22 protein-coding genes are annotated in these 18479 nt (G+C 71.4%); 14 read left to right on the forward strand and 8 right to left on the reverse strand.

All coding sequences use genetic code 11. From position 1 onward, the window contains the following. Positions 1–97: 97 nt before the first annotated feature. From ACFYWM_RS07410 to ACFYWM_RS07420, 3 genes are all read right to left on the reverse strand, one after another. Positions 98–850 (reverse strand): class I SAM-dependent methyltransferase, encoded by a 753-nt coding sequence (locus ACFYWM_RS07410; protein ID WP_389910019.1) that lies wholly within the window; start codon positions 848–850, stop codon positions 98–100. Between the two features lie 127 nt (positions 851–977). Further along, positions 978–1901 (reverse strand): ABC transporter substrate-binding protein, encoded by a 924-nt coding sequence (locus ACFYWM_RS07415; protein WP_389910022.1) that lies wholly within the window; start codon positions 1899–1901, stop codon positions 978–980. A gap of 274 nt (positions 1902–2175) precedes the next feature. After that, positions 2176–2361, reverse strand: coding sequence for a hypothetical protein (locus tag ACFYWM_RS07420; protein ID WP_389910025.1), 186 nt, complete (start codon positions 2359–2361; stop codon positions 2176–2178). Between the two features lie 160 nt (positions 2362–2521). Here ACFYWM_RS07420 and fdxA point away from each other — a divergent pair, with 160 nt between their 5' ends. The 3 genes from fdxA (at position 2522) to ACFYWM_RS07435 (ending at position 4765) form a co-directional block, all read left to right on the forward strand. Then, the gene (gene fdxA, locus ACFYWM_RS07425) at positions 2522–2848 is read left to right on the forward strand and encodes a ferredoxin (RefSeq protein ID WP_386244006.1); all 327 of its coding nucleotides are present in this window, start codon (positions 2522–2524) and stop codon (positions 2846–2848) included. Positions 2849–2966: 118 nt separating this feature from the next. After that, a complete protein-coding gene (gene dapC, locus ACFYWM_RS07430; RefSeq protein ID WP_389910029.1) occupies positions 2967–4079 on the forward strand; it encodes a succinyldiaminopimelate transaminase in 1113 nt (370 codons plus the stop codon). An 11-nt stretch (positions 4080–4090) separates the two neighbouring features. Then, the gene (locus ACFYWM_RS07435; protein ID WP_389910032.1) at positions 4091–4765 is read left to right on the forward strand and encodes a DUF4178 domain-containing protein; all 675 of its coding nucleotides are present in this window, start codon (positions 4091–4093) and stop codon (positions 4763–4765) included. Between the two features lie 16 nt (positions 4766–4781). Here the strand turns inward: ACFYWM_RS07435 and ACFYWM_RS07440 are convergent, their stop codons facing one another. Beyond that, entirely contained in the window at positions 4782–5606 is an 825-nt protein-coding gene (locus tag ACFYWM_RS07440) for a hypothetical protein (RefSeq protein ID WP_389910035.1), read from the reverse strand. A gap of 69 nt (positions 5607–5675) precedes the next feature. On the opposite strand from ACFYWM_RS07440, the gene ACFYWM_RS07445 reads away from it, so the two are divergent. The 4 genes from ACFYWM_RS07445 (at position 5676) to ACFYWM_RS07460 (ending at position 9311) form a co-directional block, all read left to right on the forward strand. Beyond that, positions 5676–6530: a 2,3,4,5-tetrahydropyridine-2,6-dicarboxylate N-succinyltransferase gene (locus tag ACFYWM_RS07445; RefSeq protein ID WP_389910038.1), complete on the forward strand. Its 855-nt coding sequence runs from the start codon at positions 5676–5678 to the stop codon at positions 6528–6530. Between the two features lie 93 nt (positions 6531–6623). Continuing rightward, complete coding sequence (dapE, locus tag ACFYWM_RS07450) at positions 6624–7685, forward strand: succinyl-diaminopimelate desuccinylase (RefSeq protein ID WP_389910042.1); 1062 nt, start codon at positions 6624–6626, stop codon at positions 7683–7685. Positions 7686–7919: 234 nt separating this feature from the next. Further along, positions 7920–8714 (forward strand): TIGR00730 family Rossman fold protein, encoded by a 795-nt coding sequence (locus ACFYWM_RS07455; RefSeq protein WP_389910045.1) that lies wholly within the window; start codon positions 7920–7922, stop codon positions 8712–8714. A 9-nt stretch (positions 8715–8723) separates the two neighbouring features. Next, a complete protein-coding gene (locus tag ACFYWM_RS07460) occupies positions 8724–9311 on the forward strand; it encodes a TIGR00730 family Rossman fold protein (protein ID WP_389910048.1) in 588 nt (195 codons plus the stop codon). Here the strand turns inward: ACFYWM_RS07460 and ACFYWM_RS07465 are convergent. Continuing rightward, positions 9288–9731 (reverse strand): hypothetical protein, encoded by a 444-nt coding sequence (locus ACFYWM_RS07465; protein WP_389910051.1) that lies wholly within the window; start codon positions 9729–9731, stop codon positions 9288–9290. The two genes, ACFYWM_RS07460 and ACFYWM_RS07465, sit on opposite strands and share 24 nt — an antisense overlap. A gap of 41 nt (positions 9732–9772) precedes the next feature. Between ACFYWM_RS07465 and ACFYWM_RS07470 the strand changes: the two genes are divergently transcribed. Both ACFYWM_RS07470 and ACFYWM_RS07475 read left to right on the forward strand, forming a co-directional pair. After that, positions 9773–10711: a hypothetical protein gene (locus ACFYWM_RS07470; protein WP_389910053.1), complete on the forward strand. Its 939-nt coding sequence runs from the start codon at positions 9773–9775 to the stop codon at positions 10709–10711. Continuing rightward, positions 10708–11313, forward strand: coding sequence for a DNA-3-methyladenine glycosylase I (locus ACFYWM_RS07475; protein WP_389910056.1), 606 nt, complete (start codon positions 10708–10710; stop codon positions 11311–11313). The genes ACFYWM_RS07470 and ACFYWM_RS07475 overlap by 4 nt, the downstream gene beginning before the upstream one ends. A 209-nt stretch (positions 11314–11522) precedes the next feature. On the opposite strand, the gene ACFYWM_RS07480 is transcribed toward ACFYWM_RS07475, so the two are convergent. Both ACFYWM_RS07480 and ACFYWM_RS07485 read right to left on the reverse strand, forming a co-directional pair. After that, a complete protein-coding gene (locus ACFYWM_RS07480) occupies positions 11523–12305 on the reverse strand; it encodes an enoyl-CoA hydratase-related protein (RefSeq protein ID WP_389910059.1) in 783 nt (260 codons plus the stop codon). A gap of 195 nt (positions 12306–12500) precedes the next feature. Next, positions 12501–13283: a PaaX family transcriptional regulator C-terminal domain-containing protein gene (locus ACFYWM_RS07485; protein ID WP_389910062.1), complete on the reverse strand. Its 783-nt coding sequence runs from the start codon at positions 13281–13283 to the stop codon at positions 12501–12503. A gap of 189 nt (positions 13284–13472) precedes the next feature. Here ACFYWM_RS07485 and ACFYWM_RS07490 point away from each other — a divergent pair, with 189 nt between their 5' ends. Continuing rightward, positions 13473–13640 (forward strand): DUF3117 domain-containing protein, encoded by a 168-nt coding sequence (locus ACFYWM_RS07490; protein WP_084195322.1) that lies wholly within the window; start codon positions 13473–13475, stop codon positions 13638–13640. 197 nt (positions 13641–13837) lie between these two features. Continuing rightward, positions 13838–15322 (forward strand): leucyl aminopeptidase, encoded by a 1485-nt coding sequence (locus tag ACFYWM_RS07495; protein ID WP_389910065.1) that lies wholly within the window; start codon positions 13838–13840, stop codon positions 15320–15322. Between the two features lie 66 nt (positions 15323–15388). Here ACFYWM_RS07495 and ACFYWM_RS07500 read toward each other — a convergent pair whose 3' ends face one another. After that, positions 15389–16039: an O-methyltransferase gene (locus ACFYWM_RS07500; protein ID WP_362685333.1), complete on the reverse strand. Its 651-nt coding sequence runs from the start codon at positions 16037–16039 to the stop codon at positions 15389–15391. 171 nt (positions 16040–16210) lie between these two features. On the opposite strand from ACFYWM_RS07500, the gene sigE reads away from it, so the two are divergent. The 3 genes from sigE to ACFYWM_RS07515 are packed head-to-tail and all read left to right on the forward strand — an operon-like array spanning position 16211 to position 18454. Further along, positions 16211–16843, forward strand: coding sequence for an RNA polymerase sigma factor SigE (gene sigE, locus ACFYWM_RS07505; RefSeq protein ID WP_329085768.1), 633 nt, complete (start codon positions 16211–16213; stop codon positions 16841–16843). Positions 16844–16895: 52 nt separating this feature from the next. After that, entirely contained in the window at positions 16896–17426 is a 531-nt protein-coding gene (locus ACFYWM_RS07510) for a zf-HC2 domain-containing protein (RefSeq protein ID WP_350972032.1), read from the forward strand. Beyond that, positions 17423–18454: a sigma-E factor regulatory protein RseB domain-containing protein gene (locus ACFYWM_RS07515; protein WP_389910071.1), complete on the forward strand. Its 1032-nt coding sequence runs from the start codon at positions 17423–17425 to the stop codon at positions 18452–18454. Before ACFYWM_RS07510 ends, ACFYWM_RS07515 begins: the two co-directional genes overlap by 4 nt. Positions 18455–18479: the final 25 nt, after the last annotated feature.

The raw sequence follows: 18479 nt of genomic DNA on the forward strand, positions 1-18479 counted from the left end.
AGCCCCTCAAGCCGCCCGAGTCACTCCATGTGGCCGGGGAACGAGACTCATGGAACAGACCATAGTCTGGCAAATCGCCCCGGCGCATAGGGTCGGTTCAGCGGCGTACGGCCGCGAACCGCAGTCGAACATAGTCGGCCATCCAACCGCTCTCCCGCCGCAGGGCGGGCGCGGCCAGCTCGTTCACCCTGCGGAGCAGCGGGTCGACCATCTCCGCGGGCACCTCCTTGAGCAGCGAACCCGCGAACATGCGGACCCAGTCGGCCGCCCCGCCGGGGCACTCGTCGAGCGGGGTCGGCCGGTCGAAGTATTCCAGCAGGCGGACGGTGAAGCCGCCCTTCTCCAGCCGGGTGGCGTATTCGGCGGGCGTGGGGAAGTACCACGGCAGGTCGGGCTCGCGCAGCCCGTACTCCCGCCAGGCGGTGGAGAGCGCCGCCGTCAGCGCGGCGCAGTTGCCCGCGCCGCCCATCTCGGCCACGAACCGCCCGCCGGGGGTGAGGGCCTCGCGGACGCTGGTGATCACCGCGTCCGCCTCCCGGCCCATCCAGTGCAGGGCGGCGTTGGAGAAGACCGCGTCGTAGGGCTGGGCCACCGTGAAGTTGCGGCCGTCGCCGACGATGAAGTCGAGTCCCGGATGCTGGGCCAGGGCCTTCTCGATCATCGCCTGCGACCCGTCGATGCCCAGGACGCGGGCGCCGCGGGAGGTGATCTCGGCCGTCAGCACCCCCGTGCCGCAGCCGAGATCCACGATGCGCTCCCCCGGTTGCGGGTCGAGGAGGTCGACCAGGGGGGCGCCGTGCGCTGAGACGTACCCAAAGCTGCTGTCATAGGCGCGAGCGTTCCACCTCATCGAGCTCGGGGTGTCGTATCGCAAGACGATCAGCTCACATTCTGAGACGCGAGACCTCTTGTCGGTCTCTCCAGACACTTTAGAGCCTCTGGGAAGTCACGACATATCAGTCTCGGCAGCCTCAGGTTCATCTCACCTTCCTGGCCCATTCACGCTGGACGTAGGCCCTGGCCCTGTCGATCTCCGGGATGGAGAGGATCACCGGCTTCGCGCTGGTCGCGGGCAGTTTCGCGGCCAGCTCGCGGTCGAGGGTGCCGCGCATCTGGAGGGCCTCCATCCTGGCCGGGCGGGCGTAACCCTTCAGGAACAGGTTCTGGCCCCGGTCGGAGAACAGGAACTCCTGCCAGAGCCGGGCCGCGGCCGGGTGCGGGGCCCGCTTGCTGACGGCCTGGACGTAGTACGCGCCGAGCACGGCGTCACCGGGGATCGCTACCCGCCACGCCTTGTCGACGGCGGCCCGCTCGGCGTTGTGGTAGTCCCAGTCGACGAGCACCGAGGCCGCCTTGGGGGTGGCCGCGAGGTTGCCCTCGCCCTTGAGTCGGTGGAAGAACTCCACGCCCCGCTCGGCCTTCACCTCGCCGCCCCTGAGGGAGGCGGCCATCACCCCGTTGAAGGCCGCGGAGACCTCCCGGGGGTCGCCGGGCAGCGCGACGCTGTGCCCCGGCTTGAGCAGGTCGGAGAAGGACGCCGGGGCCGCGACCTTGCTCGGGTCGTAGCCGATGGACATGTACCCGCCGTACCCGGCGTACCAGAGCCCCCTGTGGTCCTTCAGGCGGTCGGGGATGTCCTGCCAGCCCTGGACCCGGTACGGCGCGAAGAGGGCGGACCTGGCCGCGGCGACGTCCATGCTCAGGTCGAACACGTCCGGCTTGAGCTCGGCCGCGGCGGCGATCTCCCTGGCGCTGCTGGCGTCGGGCTCCAGCTGGTGGACCTTGATCCCGTACTCCTCCGAGAAGGTGTCGATGATCTCGCCGTAGTTCACCCAGTCGCGCGGCAGCGCGATCACCGTGAGCGCCCCCTCCTTCCTGGCCGCCTCGACGAGGCGCTCCATTGTCGAGAAGCCCTCCTTCAGGGAGGCGGCCTGCGTGTTGAGGGGCGGGAATTGGACATTCTGAGGAGCCGGGGCGCCACATCCGGCGATCGTGGCCGTGAGGATCACGGCGGCTGCGGCGCTGGTACGTACGGTCACGAGCCGCATACTCGCCGCTGTCATCCGCCTGGTCGAGCAGGCGCGACCCTTCTTAGCGAACGGCTTACACGTGTCTTGGCGAGCGGCTTACCCGGCGAGGCTCCGGCTCTCGTCCCAGAGGGTCCGGCTCCCTTTTTCAGGGGCGGGGGCGCGGCGACTCAGGGACGACCTTCGCCGCGGCGAGCGTCTCCTCGTCGATCTCGACCAGGACGCCGTTCCGCCTGCGTACGCCGAGCACGCCGTCCCGCCAGAACTCCAGCTCACCCACCGCGTCGCGGAACCCCTCGGGGACACGTCTCCGGGTGGTGACTCTTTTGCCCACGTCGGAAGGGGTTATGGTGATGTTCAGGCGAGCGCTGAAACCAAGGGCCATCGGCTTTTGCCCCCTCCTGTTTCAGACACATGGCAGGCACGGCAATACTAGGGCTTAGCAACTCGCGGTCGAAGTCGTGCCTAGGTGCGTAAAGAAGAAGGAGCCCGAGGTGACCTACGTCATCGCGCAGCCTTGCGTGGACGTCCTGGACAAGGCGTGCATCGAGGAGTGCCCCGTCGATTGCATCTACGAGGGTGAGCGAATGCTCTACATTCACCCCGACGAATGCGTCGACTGCGGCGCCTGCGAACCCGTCTGCCCGGTGGAGGCCATCTTCTACGAGGACGACCTGCCCGAGCAGTGGAAGGACTTCTACAAGGCGAACGTGGACTTCTTCGAGGACATGGGGTCGCCCGGCGGCGCCTCCAAGGTCGGCAAGATCGAGAAGGACCACCCGGTCGTCGCGGCCCTGCCCCCGCAGGCCGAGAGCCACTAGGAGCAGGTGCCGGAGGGGACGGTCACGACGGCCGTTCCTCTCCGGTGACCGCCTCCGGCACAGACCCGGTGACCGCCCCCGGCGGACCCGCTTCAGCGAAGGACGACGGCTGATCACCATGAACGTCACACCCGACCGGCCGGAGGCCCCCGTGAACGGGCTGCCCGACTTCCCGTGGGACCGGCTCACGCCGCTGAAGGAGCTGGCGGCGTCGCACCCCGACGGGATCGTCGACCTGTCGGTGGGCACTCCCGTCGACCCGGTGCCCGCCGTCGTGCGCCAGGCTCTCGCGGACGCCTCGGACAGCCCCGGATACCCGCTGACGTACGGCACCGAGCGCCTTCGCTCGGCCGCCGCGGGGTGGCTGCGGCGCAGGCACGGCGTGATCGTCGACCAGGCGGACGTGCTGCCGCTGATCGGTTCCAAGGAGTTCGTGGCCTGGCTGCCGACGCTGCTCGGCGCCGGACCGGGGCAGCGGGTGATCCTCCCCGAGCTCGCCTACCCCACCTACGACGTGGGGGCGCGGCTCGCGGGCGCCGAACCGTACGCCACCGACGGGCTGCTCACCCTCGGGCCCGAGCGGGTGCCGCTGGTCTGGGTGAACTCCCCGTCCAACCCGACCGGCAGGGTCCTGCCCGCCGAGCACCTGCGCAAGGTCGTCGCGTGGGCGCGCGAGCACGGCGCGGTCGTGGCCTCCGACGAGTGCTACATCGAGCTGGGCTGGGAGGAGCGGCCGGTCTCGATCCTGCACCCGGACGTCTGCGGCGGCTCGCACGAGGGCCTGCTCGCGGTGCACTCGCTGTCCAAGCGCTCCAACCTGGCCGGCTACCGGGCCGGGTTCGTCGCGGGCGACCCCGTGCTGATCAAGCGGCTGCTGGAGATACGCAAGCACGCGGGCATGATCATGCCCGCGCCGGTCCAGGCGGCGATGGCCGTGGCCCTGGACGACGACGAGCACGCCGAGGAGCAGCGGGCCCGCTACGCCGCCCGCCGCGCGGCGCTCCGTCCCGCCCTGGAGGCGGCCGGCTGGAAGATCGAGCACTCCACCGCGGGCCTGTATCTGTGGGCGTCCAACGGGGCGGGCTGCTGGGACCAGGTCCGCGCCCTGGCCGACCGGGGAATCCTGGTCGCGCCCGGCGACTTCTACGGCACCGCGGGCGAGCGGCACGTCAGGATCGCCGTGACGGCCGGTGACGAACGCATCAGTGCGGCGGTGCGCCGCCTCCAGTAGGATCGCGCGGCATGACCCCCGAGGTCGCCGTGATACTCGGATTGAGTGTGGCCACGCTCGTCCTGTTGCTCGGCGCGTTCTTCGCGACGACGCGTCAGGACAGGAAGGCCGGCGATTCCGAGCGTTCCGGCGAGACCCCCCTCTCCTCGGTTGAGGCCGCGCAGCCGCCGGCCCAACCGTCCATGGGCCGTGTCGGCATCGACTACCCCGACCCGCGCACGATCAAGGTCGGTGACACGATCGAGTGCCAGGGCGTGCGCAGCCGCGTCCTCGGCGCCCTGTACCTGTCGTGGCAGGGCACCCAGTGGACCGAGTACCTCCTCGACGACGGCACCCGGCGCTACCAGTGGCTGTCGATCCAGATGCGCGAGGGCCTGACGGCCGGTGAGCCGCCGCACCTGGAGGTGCTGCTGTGGACGTCGGTGCCCACCGAGGGCATGATCCCCGCCAAGGCCACGCTGAGCGTCGAGGGGGTCGACTTCTTCCCCGTCGACCGGGGCACCGCGGCCTTCCGCGGGGAGGGCGTCACCTCGATGCCCGAGCGGGGCCTGCTCGACTTCGCCGACTACCGGGCCTCCGACGGCCGCCTGCTCAGCTTCGAACGCCTCCAGGGCAAGCGCTGGACCTCCTTCCACGCCCAGCCCCTGGCCCCCGGCACGATCAGGATCGAGACGAAGGGCGGCTGATCGTGGGGAAGAGGGATCAGGAGATCTCGACCCTCCTGGCGGACGAGGCGGGGTCGGCCTTCCAGCCGTCGTGGCCCTTCGCGGAGACCCACGTCCGGCCGTCGTAGCGGATCCCGGTGAGCCCGAACGTCTTGGCGTGGGCGATCGACCAGGCGGCCACCAGCCAGCCGCGCCTGCGCGAGGGGGCCTCGAACGACTTCCCCGGACCCAGGGCCCTGGCGAGCACGCGCTCGGCCCCCGGCTCGTCGGGGAGGGGGGTCTTGCCCGTCGGGGCGGGGAACCAGCAGTGCACGGCCCCGGGCACCCGCCCGGTGAACCCCGCGGCGAGGATCTTCCCGTCGTCCTCGTGCTGGGCGTACGCCGATCCGTCGGCCGAGCGCTGCACCTCCTGGGCCGCCTCGTGCAGCGGCATCTTCCGGTACCCCTTCACCTTCACCAGCGCGGCGAAGAACCTGCCCGAGGCGTAGACGGGGTCGACGAGCTGCTTGGGAGTCCCCCACCCCTGGGAGGGGCGCTGCTGGAACGCTCCGACCGAGTCGCGGTCGCCGCCCACCAGGTTCTCCAGCTTGGACTCCTGGATGGCGGTGGCGTAGGCGATCACCACGGCCCGCTCGGGCAGCTTCCTGCGGGCCGCCACGGCCGCGATCACCGCGGCCACCTTGGCCTGTTCGAGATCCAGCTCGACCGAGCCCTCCGGTGTCGTGATCTTGCAGCCCTCGCCGAAGTCGACGAGTGGTGTCACCCGCCGGAGCAGGGTGAAGAGACCCACGGTGATGGCCACCGCGAGCACGGTCACGATCACGATGATCGCGATGACCCCTTTTGAGAAGCGCCGTCGCACGGTCAAGAACCTACAGGTCCCCCGCGATTGCGCGGTCTGGTAGAACCCGGCGATCGTAGGCTCCGGGCCATGACCCAGAGCGATGCCAGCCCGTTGCCCGCGGCCGTCGACGAGCTGTGGTGGCGCAGGGCCGAGCTGAGCCCCGCCGACACCGAGGCCCGTGCCGTCGTGGTGGGCGCGGTGGACATGCTCGACAGCGGCAAGGCCAGGGTGGCCGAGGTCTCCCGCACCGGCGAGGTGGTCGTGGACGAGCGCGCCCGGCGGGCCGTCATGCTCGCGTTCCGGGTGCTCGGCATGGCCAGGTCCCAGGTGGGCGACTTCCACCACCACGACCGCGTCCCGCTGAAGACCTCCGTCGAGGGGGTGCGCGTCGTGCCGGGGGCGATCGCCCGCTGGGGCTCCTACCTGGCGCCGGGCGTCGTGCTGATGCCCTCGTTCGTCGACATCGGCGCCCACGTGGACGAGGGAAGCACGGTGGGCACCTGGGTCTCGATCGGCGCGGGCGTCCAGATCGGCAGGAACGTCGTCCTGTCCGGGGGAGCCGGTGTCGGCGAGACCGGCGGCCGGGACGGCGCGGAGGACCCCCACACGGCCGGGGAGCCACCGGGGACGGCGCCCGTGGTCGTCGAGGACGGCGCGCTGATCGGCGGCCGGGCCGTGATCGTCGACGGGGCCCGGGTGGGCCGGGGCGCCGTGCTCGGGGCCGGGACGGTCCTGTCGGGCTCGACCCCGGTCTTCGACGTGCGGACGGGCGAGGAACTGGACCGCGGGCGCGTCCCCGACTGGTGCGTGGCGACCGGGGGCACCCGGTGGCGCGACTTTCCCGGCGGCGGCTTCGGCCTGCGCTGCGTCCTGGTGCTCGAACGCCTGGCCGAGGGCCACCGGCCCGGCCGGGCCGAACTCGACCGCCTCCTGCACGAGTGAGACCGCCTCCTGCCCGAGTGAGACCGGCTCCCGCGCGTAGGGCCGGCTCCCGCGCGTAGGGCCGCCTCCCGTACGAGTACTAGGGTCGCGGGCATGAGTACGCGTCTGGACCTCACGCAGGATGTCGGGGAGCTCACCGCCACGATCGTGGACGTCGAGTCGGTCAGCGGCGGCGAGAAGGCCCTGGCCGACGCCGTGGAGGAGGCACTGCGGCCGCTCGGGCACCTGACCGTCGAGCGCGACGGCGAGTCGGTCGTGGCCCGCACCCACCTGGGCCGGGGCGAGCGGGTGGTGATCGCCGGGCACCTCGACACCGTCCCCGTCGTCGGCAACCTGCCCAGCCGGGTCGAGGGCGACCGGCTGTACGGCTGCGGCACCTCGGACATGAAGGCCGGCGTCGCGGTCGCCCTGAAACTGGCGGCCGGGCTCCCCGAGCCCAGCAGGGACGTGACCTACGTCTTCTACGACTGCGAGGAGATCGAGGCCGAGCGCAACGGGCTGCTCCGGCTCAGCCGCAGCCATCCAGACTGGCTCGCGGGCGACTTCGCCGTTCTCATGGAACCCACCGACGGCGTGATCGAGGGCGGCTGCCAGGGCACGCTCAGGGCCCAGGTCGTCACCCGGGGCAAGCGGTCGCACAGCGCCAGGTCCTGGCTCGGGGTGAACGCCATCCACGCGGCCCAGCCGGTGCTCGCGATCCTGAACGCCTACGAGGCCAGGCTTCCCGTCGTGGACGGGCTGGAGTACCACGAGGGCCTGAACGCGGTGGGCATCGGCGGCGGCGTCGCGGGCAACGTGATCCCCGACGAGTGCGTGGTGACCGTGAACTACCGCTTCGCCCCCGACCTGTCGCTGGACGACGCGCGCGCCCACGTGAGCGAGGTGTTCGAGGGGTACGAGGTCCGCTTCACCGACGCCGCCGCCGCCGCGCGGCCCGGCCTGACCCACCCGGTGGCGGCGGCCTTCGTCGACGCCGTCGGCGGCACGCCGCGGGCCAAGCTCGGCTGGACCGACGTCTCGCTCTTCTCCGGCCTGGGCGTGCCCGCGGTCAACTACGGCCCGGGAGACCCGAATCTGGCGCACCAGAAGGACGAGTTCGTCTCGTTGCGGAAGATCGCCGACTGCGAGCGCGGAATGCTCGGCTGGCTGTCCTGAAAGGCCGGGCCCATCGGGGTCCGCGCGCCGTTCGCGAGGTTCTCGGCGCGCGGGGACCGGGAGAGACCCGGTACAAATGAAAGTGGCTTTCCTCGCCGGCCATTTGGCGGGGAAAGCCACTTTCAGTCCCGAGCAGCACCCTCGTGCAGTTAGACGCACCCTGTTCAAAGTCCGGTTCCATGTTTTCATGGAGATTTTTCAAGATTTTTCTGGGACGGCGCTACGGTGACCCGCATGAAGAAAAAACGTCCGGAACGTCGCCAGGGAGCCGCGGTGGTTCGCGGCGACCTGCTCTCCGACTCCACCCACGACCAGCGGCTTCTTGATCGAAGAGGCCCGGCCGACTGGCTGCACATGGACCCGTGGCGGGTGATGCGCATCCAGTCCGAGTTCGTCGAGGGCTTCGGCCAGCTCGCGGAGCTGCCCCAGGCGGTCACCGTCTTCGGCTCCGCGCGTACCCCGGTGGACAGCCCCGAGTACGAGATGGGGATCCAGCTGGGCCGGAAGCTGTCGGAGGCGGGCTACGCCGTGATCACCGGTGGCGGCCCCGGCTGCATGGAGGCCGCCAACAAGGGGGCGGTGGAGGCCGAGGGCGTCTCGGTGGGCCTGGGCATCGAGCTGCCCTTCGAGCAGAGCATGAACGAGTACGTCGACCTCGGCATCGAGTTCCGCTACTTCTTCGTCCGCAAGACCATGTTCGTGAAGTACTCCTGCGGATTCGTCACGCTGCCCGGCGGTTTCGGCACCATGGACGAGCTTTTCGAGGCGCTCACCCTGGTCCAGACCCAGAAGGTCACCTCCTTTCCCGTGGTGCTCATGGGAACGGAGTTCTGGGGCGGCCTGCTCGACTGGATCAAGAACACCCTCGTGGGAACGGGCAAGATCTCCCCGGCCGACGTGGATCTCATTCACGTCACCGACGACGTGGACGAGGCGGTCCGGATCATCGTGGAGGCCGACAGCAACAGGGGCGGGCGGCTGGAGGACGAACGGAAGGCGGCCATGACCACGGTCGGCGATGCCGAATAAGGTCAGCACGTGTTCATTTGTGTATTCCTCGCATCGAGTCAGAAGATCGACAAGAAGTATCTGGAGCTGGCGGAGCAGGTCGGGACCGAGCTCGCCGGCCGCGGGCACGCCCTGGTGAGCGGCGGGGCCAGGGTCTCCTGCATGGGAGCCGTGGCCCGCGCGGCCCGCGCCGGTGGTGCCCGCACCATCGGGGTGATCCCCCAGTCGCTGGTGGACATCGAGCTCGCGGACGAGGAGGCCGACGAGCTGGTGGTCACCAACGACATGCGCGAGCGCAAGGGGATCATGGACGCCCGCTCCGACGCCTTCCTGGTGCTGCCCGGCGGCATCGGGACGCTGGAGGAGCTGTTCGAGATCTGGACGGCCCGCACGCTCGGCCTGCACGACAAGCCGCTGGTGGTCCTCGACCCCTGGGGGATCTACGCGCCGCTGCGGGAACTGGTCGAGGGCATGGACGCGGCGGGCTTCACCCGTCCGAACGTCTTCGACGCCATCTCCTGGACCACCACCGTCGACGAGGCGTTCCGGCTGCTGGAGAAGTCGACCCGGCACCTGGAGCCGAGCCCGGAGGAGCTAGGCGAGGCCACGGCGGGTTAGCGCGGGCGGGCGCCGCCCGGCGAGGGAGTCGGTCATCTCGACCGCGAGCCGCACCTGCTCGGCGCGGTCCGTACGGAAGACGCGGGCCCCGGCCCAGGCGCAGATCGAGGCCGCGGTGAGCTCCGCGGCCTCGGCGTCCCGCTCCCTCGCGACGGCGTCGCCGTCGTCCGTGGCGCTCCCGTCGTCCGTGGCGCTCCCGTCGTCCGTGGCGCTCCCGTCGTCCGTGGTGTTTCCGTCGTCCGTGGTGTTTCCGGTGTCCGCGATGTGCCCGGCGCCTTCGAGATACGCGGCGGCGAGCCGGGCGGGGGTGACGACCACGGTGTGCCCGGCCCGGACGAGCTCCTCGACCTCACTGACCGAGCGGGCCTCGACCCAGCCGGGTTCGCTCCGGTCACCGGGTCCGAGCACGACGAACGTCATGATCCGATCCTAGGCCAGCGGAGATGTGGCACGATTCGTATGTGCTGGTCGTATTAGCTTTCGCTGCCGTAGCCGTCATCGCCGGTGTCACGGTGGTCGCCATGGGCCGGGGAGGCGAGCTGAGCGAGTTCGCCCCCGACGTGCCTCCGCTGAACCTGCCGCAGGCGGGGCAGCTCGGCGCGGTCGACTTCATGGCCCTCCAGCTCCCGGTGAGCCTCGTCGGCTACAACACGCAGAGCGTGGACGAGACCCTGAACCGGGTCGCCGGAGCCCTGAGCGAGCGCGACACCAGGATCGCCGTGCTGGAGCAGCGGGTGTCGGAGCTGCTCGCCGGCAGGCTCCAGGCCCGCCACGAGCTCACCCCCGGCTCCCAGCCCCCCTCGCGCGGCCTCGAGGCGCCGTACGAGCTTCCCGGCGGGGACGGCTTCGGGGCGTCCGAGGAGTTGTCCAACGGTTCACCGGCCGTCTCACGCGCCGAGCGCGGAACGGCGCCCGGCCTCCCGGGCGAGGACGGCCCGGGGACGCCCGAGGAGCTCTCCGGCCGGTCCTCGGAGGCGTCCCGGGAACCCTCCGGCTGGTCGCGGGCCGCGCGCGAGCCCGAGGGGTCCGACGAGCGTCCTGGGCCGGACAGCCTCCCCGAGGGCACCGGGCCGACCGGGCCCGCCAAGTCCGCCGAAGACGCCGAGTCCATCGGGACCACTGGGACGAGCGGGCCCGCTGAAGCATCTGGGAGCACTGAGGTCACCGGGGCCGCTGGGACGACCGGGTCCGAGGCCACCGGGACGGCCGGGGGCGCCACGGTGTCCGGCGTGTCGCGGTTCGCCGGGCCGTCCGAGAAGCCGGAGCCTTCCTCGGCGCCGGATTCGCCGCCGTCCTCTTCGGGAGCCCCGGATTCCGGGGCCTCGGACGCGAAGGAGCCGTCTCCCGGCTCCGTCGGCCTCCGCACGGGGGAGCGCCGGGAGACGGAGGATCCCCGATGACCGAAACCCCGACGACCGTGACCCCGGTGACCCCGGTGACCCCCGTGACGCCGGTGGAGTCCGTGGAGCTCGTGCGCTGCGGCTGGGCCACCTCCGCCCCCGACTACGTCGCCTACCACGACGAGGAGTGGGGCCGTCCGGTCACCGGTGACGACCGGGTGTTCGAACGGATCGCGCTGGAGTCGTTCCAGTCCGGCCTGTCGTGGATCACCATCCTGCGCAAGCGGGAGAACTTCCGGACGGCCTTCGCGGGGTTCTCCATCCCGGCCGTGGCCGAGTTCGGCGACGCGGACGTCGCCCGGCTGCTCGGCGACGCGGGCATCGTCAGGAACCGGGCCAAGATCGAGGCGACGATCGCCAACGCGCGGGCCGCGCTCGGCGTCGGCCTGTCCGACCTCGTCTGGAAGCACGCGGACCCCGACGCGCCCGTCCCGGCGACCCCGGCGGACGTCCCCGCCCAGACCGCCGGTTCCAAGGCCCTGGCCAAGGAGCTCAAGGCGCACGGCTTCCGCTTCATCGGCCCGACCACCGCCTACGCGCTGATGCAGGCCATCGGCCTGGTCAACGACCACCTGGCCGACTGCTGGACCCGCCGGGCCTGACGCCTTCACCTGGAAAGCGGCCCGGGGCGGCCCCCGAAGCCGCCGACGACCTCCAAACCCGGCGAACCCCGCGATCCCGCTCCCGGAAGCCCGCGACCCCCCGGCCGGTGCCCTCGGCGACTCGCGGCCCCAAAACTGGTGTCTCGCGCGGTCCGCGATCCCGGGGCCCGTGCCCTCAGGCTCCGCGGTCCTCAAGCCCCCCGGCGAGGTCAGTGCCCCTCGAAGACGGGGCGTTCCTTGGCGAGGAAGGCGCGGGTCGCGTTCAGGTGGTCGCCGGTCTTGACGCAGGTGTCCTGGAGGTCGGCCTCCAGCTCCAGGGCCTCGGCCAGCGAGCCGGTCGCGGCGAAGCGCAGGGCGCGTTTGGTCGCCGCGTAGGCGCTCGTGGGGCCCTGCGCCAGCCGTACGGCCAGGGCGCGGGCCTCGGTGTCCAGCTCGCCGGCCGGGACGACCCGCGAGACGAGGCCGAGTTCGAGCGCGCGGTCCGCGCCGAAGGGCTCGCCGAGCAGCAGGAGCTCGGCCGCGCGGGCCGTGCCGACCAGCCGCTGGAGGGTCCAGGAGGCGCCGGAGTCGGGGGCCAGGGCGATCCCGGAGAAGGCCATCGCGAACCTCGCCCTCTCCGAGGCGATCCGCAGGTCGCACGCGAGGGCCAGGGAGGCCCCCGCGCCCGCGGCGACGCCGTTCACCGCCGCGACGACCGGCTTGCCCATCTCGGTGATCGTCTGGACGATCGGGTTGTAGTGGGTGCGCATGGTCCCGTCCAGCCCCCGGCCCGCCTCCAGGTTCGCGGCGTGTTCCGCCAGGTCCTGGCCGGCGCAGAAGGCCCGTCCCGACCCGGTCAGCAGCACCGCCCGCACGGAGGGGGCGTGCGCCGCCGAGGCCAGCGCCTCCAGCAGGGCGGTCTTCGCCCGGACCGTCAGCGCGTTCATCGCCTCCGGCCGGTTGATGACGATGGTGGCGACGGCGTCGTCGACGGAGTAGAGAACGTCGTTCAACGGATGCTCCTTCCGGGACTCCCGGCTTCGCCCGAGGGCTCACCGAGACCCTGTCTGTGCGGCCTTGCCGAGGCTGCGGCTCTCTGCGGCTGTCTATGGCTGTCTGTGCTGCCCTGCCGGTTCTGTAGCTCTCTGTGTGGCTCTGTCGGCGGATTCGAGGCTCGTGGCCGCAGCAGGCGCTCGCCACGGCGTCGGCTACGCCTCGGCGAGGTGGCGGTCGACGAAGGCGGCGGCGGCCGGGAGCAGCCGCCCGGCCTCGCGCTCGAAGTAGATCCTGGCCTTCTCCCCGGGCCAGCCCCTGGGCAGGAGTTCGGCGGGGAGGCCGGGGTCGCGAAACAGGAAGTTGCGCCAGCCGTGCAGCAGCCTGCTCCGGGTGGCGAACACCTGATCGCCGCTCGCGTTGTCGGGCAGGCCGCCGACCAGGTCCATCGCCTGGGCCGTCCATTCCTCGTAGGCGGCCCCGATGCCGTCCAGGTCCCATGTCCTGGCGACCAGCGCCGCGGGGTCACCGTCGAGCACCGCGTCGAACCGGTCGGCGGACAGGCCCTCGCCGTCGAGGATCGCGTCCAGCCCGGGGGAGGGGCGCGGCCCTATCCAGGTCGTCTCCGACATCGGCGCGTATCCGATGAAGGCCAGATCGGAGCGCAGGCGCTCCCGCCTGGACCGCTCGCGTACGGGTTCCACCACGAGGATGTGCCACCGGCCGTTCCAGGTGATCGTTCCGACTCGGTAAATTCTCAGCGCGGCCTCGTCGAGGCGGTGCACGCATTTGGGGGTGACCTCGTAGCCGGGGCCCCTGGGGAGCCTGGCGGGCGCGAGCCAGCCCTGCCGCACCATCCGCGAGACGGCGGTGCGCACGGCGGGAGCCGCGATGTCCAGCGGGGCGAGCAGCCGGACGAGGGCGGCCACGGACGCGCGACCGCCTCGGGACCTGAGGTGGTCCCCGTACAGATCGAAGAGAGCGGCGCGGGCGTTCACGAGGACAAGTTTGGTCGTCCGAGGGGGCTCGGACAACGGTCTTGATCGCCGGATGAGCCGACGCTGAGACTGATCGTTCCCATTCTCCGTGCGGAGGCGGGATAATAGGACATCACAGAAGACGTGAATGCGTCGGCCACCCTCGGGTCAGTCGGAGATCCGGAGCCCGAAGCAGGAAGGGATACACGCATGGCGGCTATGAAGCCGAGGACCGGTGATGGTCCGCTGGAGGTCGTCAAGGAAGGCAGGGGGATCGTCATGCGGGTTCCTCTGGAGGGTGGCGGCCGCCTTGTCGTCGAGCTCTCGGCGGACGAGGCAAGCGCCCTCGGTGAGGAACTGAAGAAAATCGTCGGTTGACCCCGATCTAAGACAGAAGTGGTGGAGCCGGGCCCTATTTGAGCTTGCTCGGGGAGCATGACACCTGCGATGGCCCGCGCGACCGACGACGAACACGGCCCTGGCCGCCGGACCGCCTCACGGCGGCTCGCGCCAGGGCCGCGGTGTTCTCCCCGGTTCTCTCCACTGGGCCGGGCCTGATGACTGGAGTTGTCCCTATGTCCATCTCCCCCTACCTGCTCCTGCCTCGCGTCCCGTACGCGCGGGGGCTCTCCGCCGCGTCCCCCGGGGGCGCGGAGCCCGCCGCCGGGGAGGAGGCCGGGGCGGTGCCCCCCGGCGACGCCGAGCTGCTGGCCGTCCCCTTCGACGGGGACCTCGCGCCCGACATCGAGCTGCCGGTGCCCGCGGCGGCGCTGCTCGCCCACCACAAGGCCAAGGGCGAGGCGGGCGAGATCGTCGAGGTTCCCGTCGCGAACGGCGACGCCGTCGGCCGGGTGCTCCTCTACGGGGTCGGCGACGGCTCGGCGACCGCCCTGCGCAGGGCGGGCGCGGCGGTGGCGCGGCGCGGCAAGGGCAGGGACGCCATCAGGATCGTGCTCCCGGACGGGCCGGTGGCCGCGCTCGTGGAGGGCGCGCTGCTGGCCACGTACACCTTCAGGGTCGGCGAGGCGAAGTCCGCCCCGGTGACGCTGGAGTTCGTCGGCGAGGGGGTCGAGGCGGAGGTCGCCGAGGCCGGGGTCGTCGCCCGGGCCGTGGCGCTCGCCAGGGACCTGGCCAACACCCCCGCCTCGGTGAAGACCCCCGCCTGGCTCGCCGAGCGCGCCGCCGAGCAGGGGGTCGCGGTGCGGGTGTGGGACGAGCAGGAGCTGCGGGCCGGCGGGTTCGGCGGCATCCTCGCCGTCGGGCAGGGTTCGGCGAGCCCGCCCCGGCTGATCCAGCTCTCCTACGAGCCCGAGGACGCGACCGGCCACGTGGTCCTGGTCGGCAAGGGCATCACGTACGACACCGGCGGCATCTCGCTCAAGCCCACGAGCAACATGGTGTTCATGAAGACCGACATGGCCGGCGGGGCCGTCGTCATCGCGGTCCTGGGCGCGCTGGCCGCGCTCGGCGTGCGGGTGCGGGTCACCGGCCTCGTCGCCGCCGCGGAGAACGCCTTCTCCGGCACGGCCCAGCGCCCCTCGGACGTGATCACGCAGTACGGCGGCCGGACCGTGGAGGTGCTCAACACCGACGCCGAGGGGCGCCTGGTCCTGGCCGACGCGCTGGCCTACGCCGACGCGGAGCTGGACCCGGACGTCATGGTCGACGTCGCCACGCTGACCGGGGCGATCGGCGTCGCCCTGGGCAAGGACCTCGGCGCGGTCTTCGCCTCCGACGACGAGCTGGCCGGCGCGCTGATAGAGGCGGGGCGGAGCAGCGGGGAGCGGCTCTGGCGGATGCCGCTGATCGACGACTACGTCCCGGCGCTCCACTCGTCCGTGGCCGACCTGGCCAACGTCGAGACCGGATCGACCTACGGCGCGGGCTCCGTCACCGCGGCGCTGTTCCTGCGCGAGTTCACCGGCAAGCGGCCGTGGGCGCACCTGGACATCGCGGGTGTCGGCCGCAGCGGCGCGGACGAGGGCGTCTTCAGCAAGGGGGCCACCGGGTACGGCGTGCGCCTGCTGCTCGAATGGCTGTCGGGGTTCCAGAAGCGCTGACCGGGAACGCCGGGCGGGGGACGGTGTCAGCCGATGTCAGCCGGTGCCGGCCGGTTTCAGTCGGTTTCAGTCGGCGAGCTTGACGGCCGCCAGGATGCCGTCCCCCAGGGGCATCATCAGCGGGCGGAGCCGCTCGTCGGAGCGGACCAGCTTGCCCAGCTCCCTGATGGCGACCGTGTCGGGGTCCCGCTGCACGGGGTCGGCCACCCTGTTGCCCCAGAGGGCGTTGTCGAAGACGACGATGCCGCCGACCCGCAGCAGCCGGACGGACTCGGCCAGATAGTCGGCGTACTCGTGCATGGCGCCGTCGCAGAAGACGAGGTCGTAGCCGCCGTCGGAGAGGCGGGGGAGCACGTCGAGGGCGCGGCCGGTGATGAGGCGGATCCGGCCGCCGGAGAACCCGGCCTGGGCGAAGCTCTGCCTGGCCAGGCGCTGGTGCTCCGGCTCCACGTCCACGCTGGTGAGCGTGCCGTCCTGGCGCATCCCGCGCAGCAGCCACAGCCCCGAGACGCCGCAGCCGGTGCCGATCTCCACGACGGCGCGGGCGTTGATGGCGGTGGCGAGGAAGCAGAGGGCGGCGCCGCCACCGGGCAGGATCGGGGGCGCCCCCACCTCCGCGCCGCGCATGCGCGCGGCCCGCAGGATGTCGTCCTCCCTGTGGAACTCGTCGGCATAGGCCAGAGTGGCCTCCAACGGACTTGTCGGCGTCTCTGCCATCGGCCTCTCCTCCCGCTTTCTCCGTACACAGTCATATAGGCGCTGGGTCGCAGCCTAAGGGAGGCAGGCCCGATCGGGAACTCATGTCACCCCCGGTGCGTTGCACGGTTTAAGCGGCCTTTGCCGGTCCTGAAGGTAGTCAGTGCGCACGAAGGGACGAAACCAGGCACTATGGCGATAGCGGTGGTCCCGGAGAGAGGAGTGCTGGTGGAGGAGTCCGACCACCAGGCCGAAGCTCCCGTGTCTGATTGGACACCTCCTACATGGGAGGAGGTGGTCCGGACGCACTCGGCGCGCGTCTACCGGCTGGCCTATCGGCTGACCGGCAACGTGCACGATGCGGAAGATCTCACACAGGAGGTCTTCGTCCGGGTCTTCAGGTCGTTGTCGAACTACACGCCAGGCACTTTCGAGGGCTGGCTGCACCGCATCACCACCAACCTGTTCCTCGACATGGCGCGGCGCAAGCAGCGCATCAGGTTCGAGGGGCTCGCCGACGACGCCGCCGAGAGGCTGCGCGGCCGCGAGCCTTCGCCCGCACAGGTGTACGACGACACCCACCTGGAGCCCGACATCCAGGCGGCGCTCGACGCCCTGGCGCCCGAGTTCCGCGCGGCCGTCGTTCTGTGTGACATCGAGGGGCTGTCCTACGAGGAGATCGCGGCGACGCTGGGCGTGAAGCTCGGCACGGTGCGCAGCCGCATCCATCGCGGGCGGGCGCAGCTGCGTGAGGCGCTGGAGCATCGCGCGCCGCGGAACGATCAATTCCCCCCGAGCGTTACCCACGGGGAGGAATTCGCATGAGAAACCACAGTCATGACGAATGTCACGACGAGCCACTTGGCAAGGAGTGCGCATGAGTCACCTTGGAGAACGCGTTTCCGCACTGGTCGACGGTGAGCTGAACCACCACGAGCGCGACCGTGCCCTGTCGCATCTGACCTTCTGCGCCCCCTGCAGGGCCGAGGTCGACGCCATGCGGGCGTTGAAGAGCCGGTTGCGCTCCCTCGACGGTCCCGCGATGCCGACGGACCTGACCATGTCCCTGCTGCGGATGGCGGAGCCCGGCGGCCCGCTGCCCCCGCGTGAGCGCCCCTTTCCGGCCTCACGCACCTTCGGCGGCGCACCCATTCCGAGCATGCACAGCGTCGCTCCCCCCGACAACCGGCCCCGGGGCCGTGCCGGGGGCCCCCGCCGCGCCCGGAGGGCTGGATATGTCGCGGTGGGCGTCGCCTCGGCGGCCGTGGCGATCGGGACCCTGTTCGTGGTAGGCGGGACCGACCCCAACCCCCGCGTCGTGCCGCCGGTCGACATGTTCGCCAACCAGCACAGGAACACCGTGCCCTACGGCGGTTCGGCGACGCCGATTCTCTCCCCCTCTCCGTGATCCGGCTGCCCGCCACGGTCATCCTGGCCGCCATGTTGCTGCTGGGGCTGGTGGCGGGCGGTCCGGCGCACGCCGTCCGGTCCTCGCACACCGTGCCGCCGGACGACGTCGAGAGCGAGGACACCGGCCTGCAGCTGCTCCGCGAGGCGGCGGTCGCGGGCCGCTCCCGCGGATACTCCGGCACCCAGTACGTCACCGCCTGGGGCGCCTCCGGCGCCTCCTCCTCGGTGCTGGAGGTGCGCAACGTCCCGGGGAGGGGGCTGACGGTCCGTTCCGAGCCCTCGGGCTCCGTACGGCACGCGGATCCCGGCACCCCGGCGGGGGGCATGTCCAGCCCGTCGGAGGTGATGCTGGAGGTCCTGGCCCGCAACTACCGGGTGGTGGCCGCGGGGGAGGGGTTCGCCTGCGGGCGCCCCGCCCGCCTCGTGGACGTCCTGCGGGCCGACGGCACGGCCGCCGCCCGATACTGGCTCGACGAGTCCGGGGGGCCGGTGCTGCGCCGAGAGCTCATGGACGCGGGGGGCCGGGTCGTCAGCGCCGGGGCCTTCGTCGACCTGACGCTCGACCCGGTGGTGAGGGGGGCGATGCCCGTGATGGCCGCCGGAGGCTTCGACCTGGCCGAGACCCCCCGGCTGGAGGCCGAGGGCTGGCGGTTCCCCCGGGCCCTGCCGGGGCGTCTGGAACTGTTCGCCGCCCACGACACCCCTCCCGGATACTTGTATCTGGGCTACTCAGACGGCCTGTCGGTCGTGTCGGTTTTTGTCCAGTCTGGGATGCTTGACGAAGAACGTCTCCGTGGTTGGCATGCGGAGCAACGTAAGGGGCATACGATCTGGGTTCGAGACCCAGCTGGGCAGGAGACGATCTGGGCGAGTGGGGGTCATGTCTACACCGTCTTTGCCGACGCGCCGGCGGACATGGTCGACGCCGCTGTCGCGGCGTTGCCGCACGAGCCCGTTCCCGATCTCTGGACGCGGCTCGGCCGAGGCGCGAGCCGCCTGCTCTCCTGGGTCAATCCCTTCGGATAGGGCGTGCTTTACACATCTCGTATGC

This window comes from Streptosporangium sp. NPDC002721, assembly GCF_042888905.1.
Taxonomy (GTDB): Bacteria; Actinomycetota; Actinomycetes; order Streptosporangiales; family Streptosporangiaceae; genus Streptosporangium.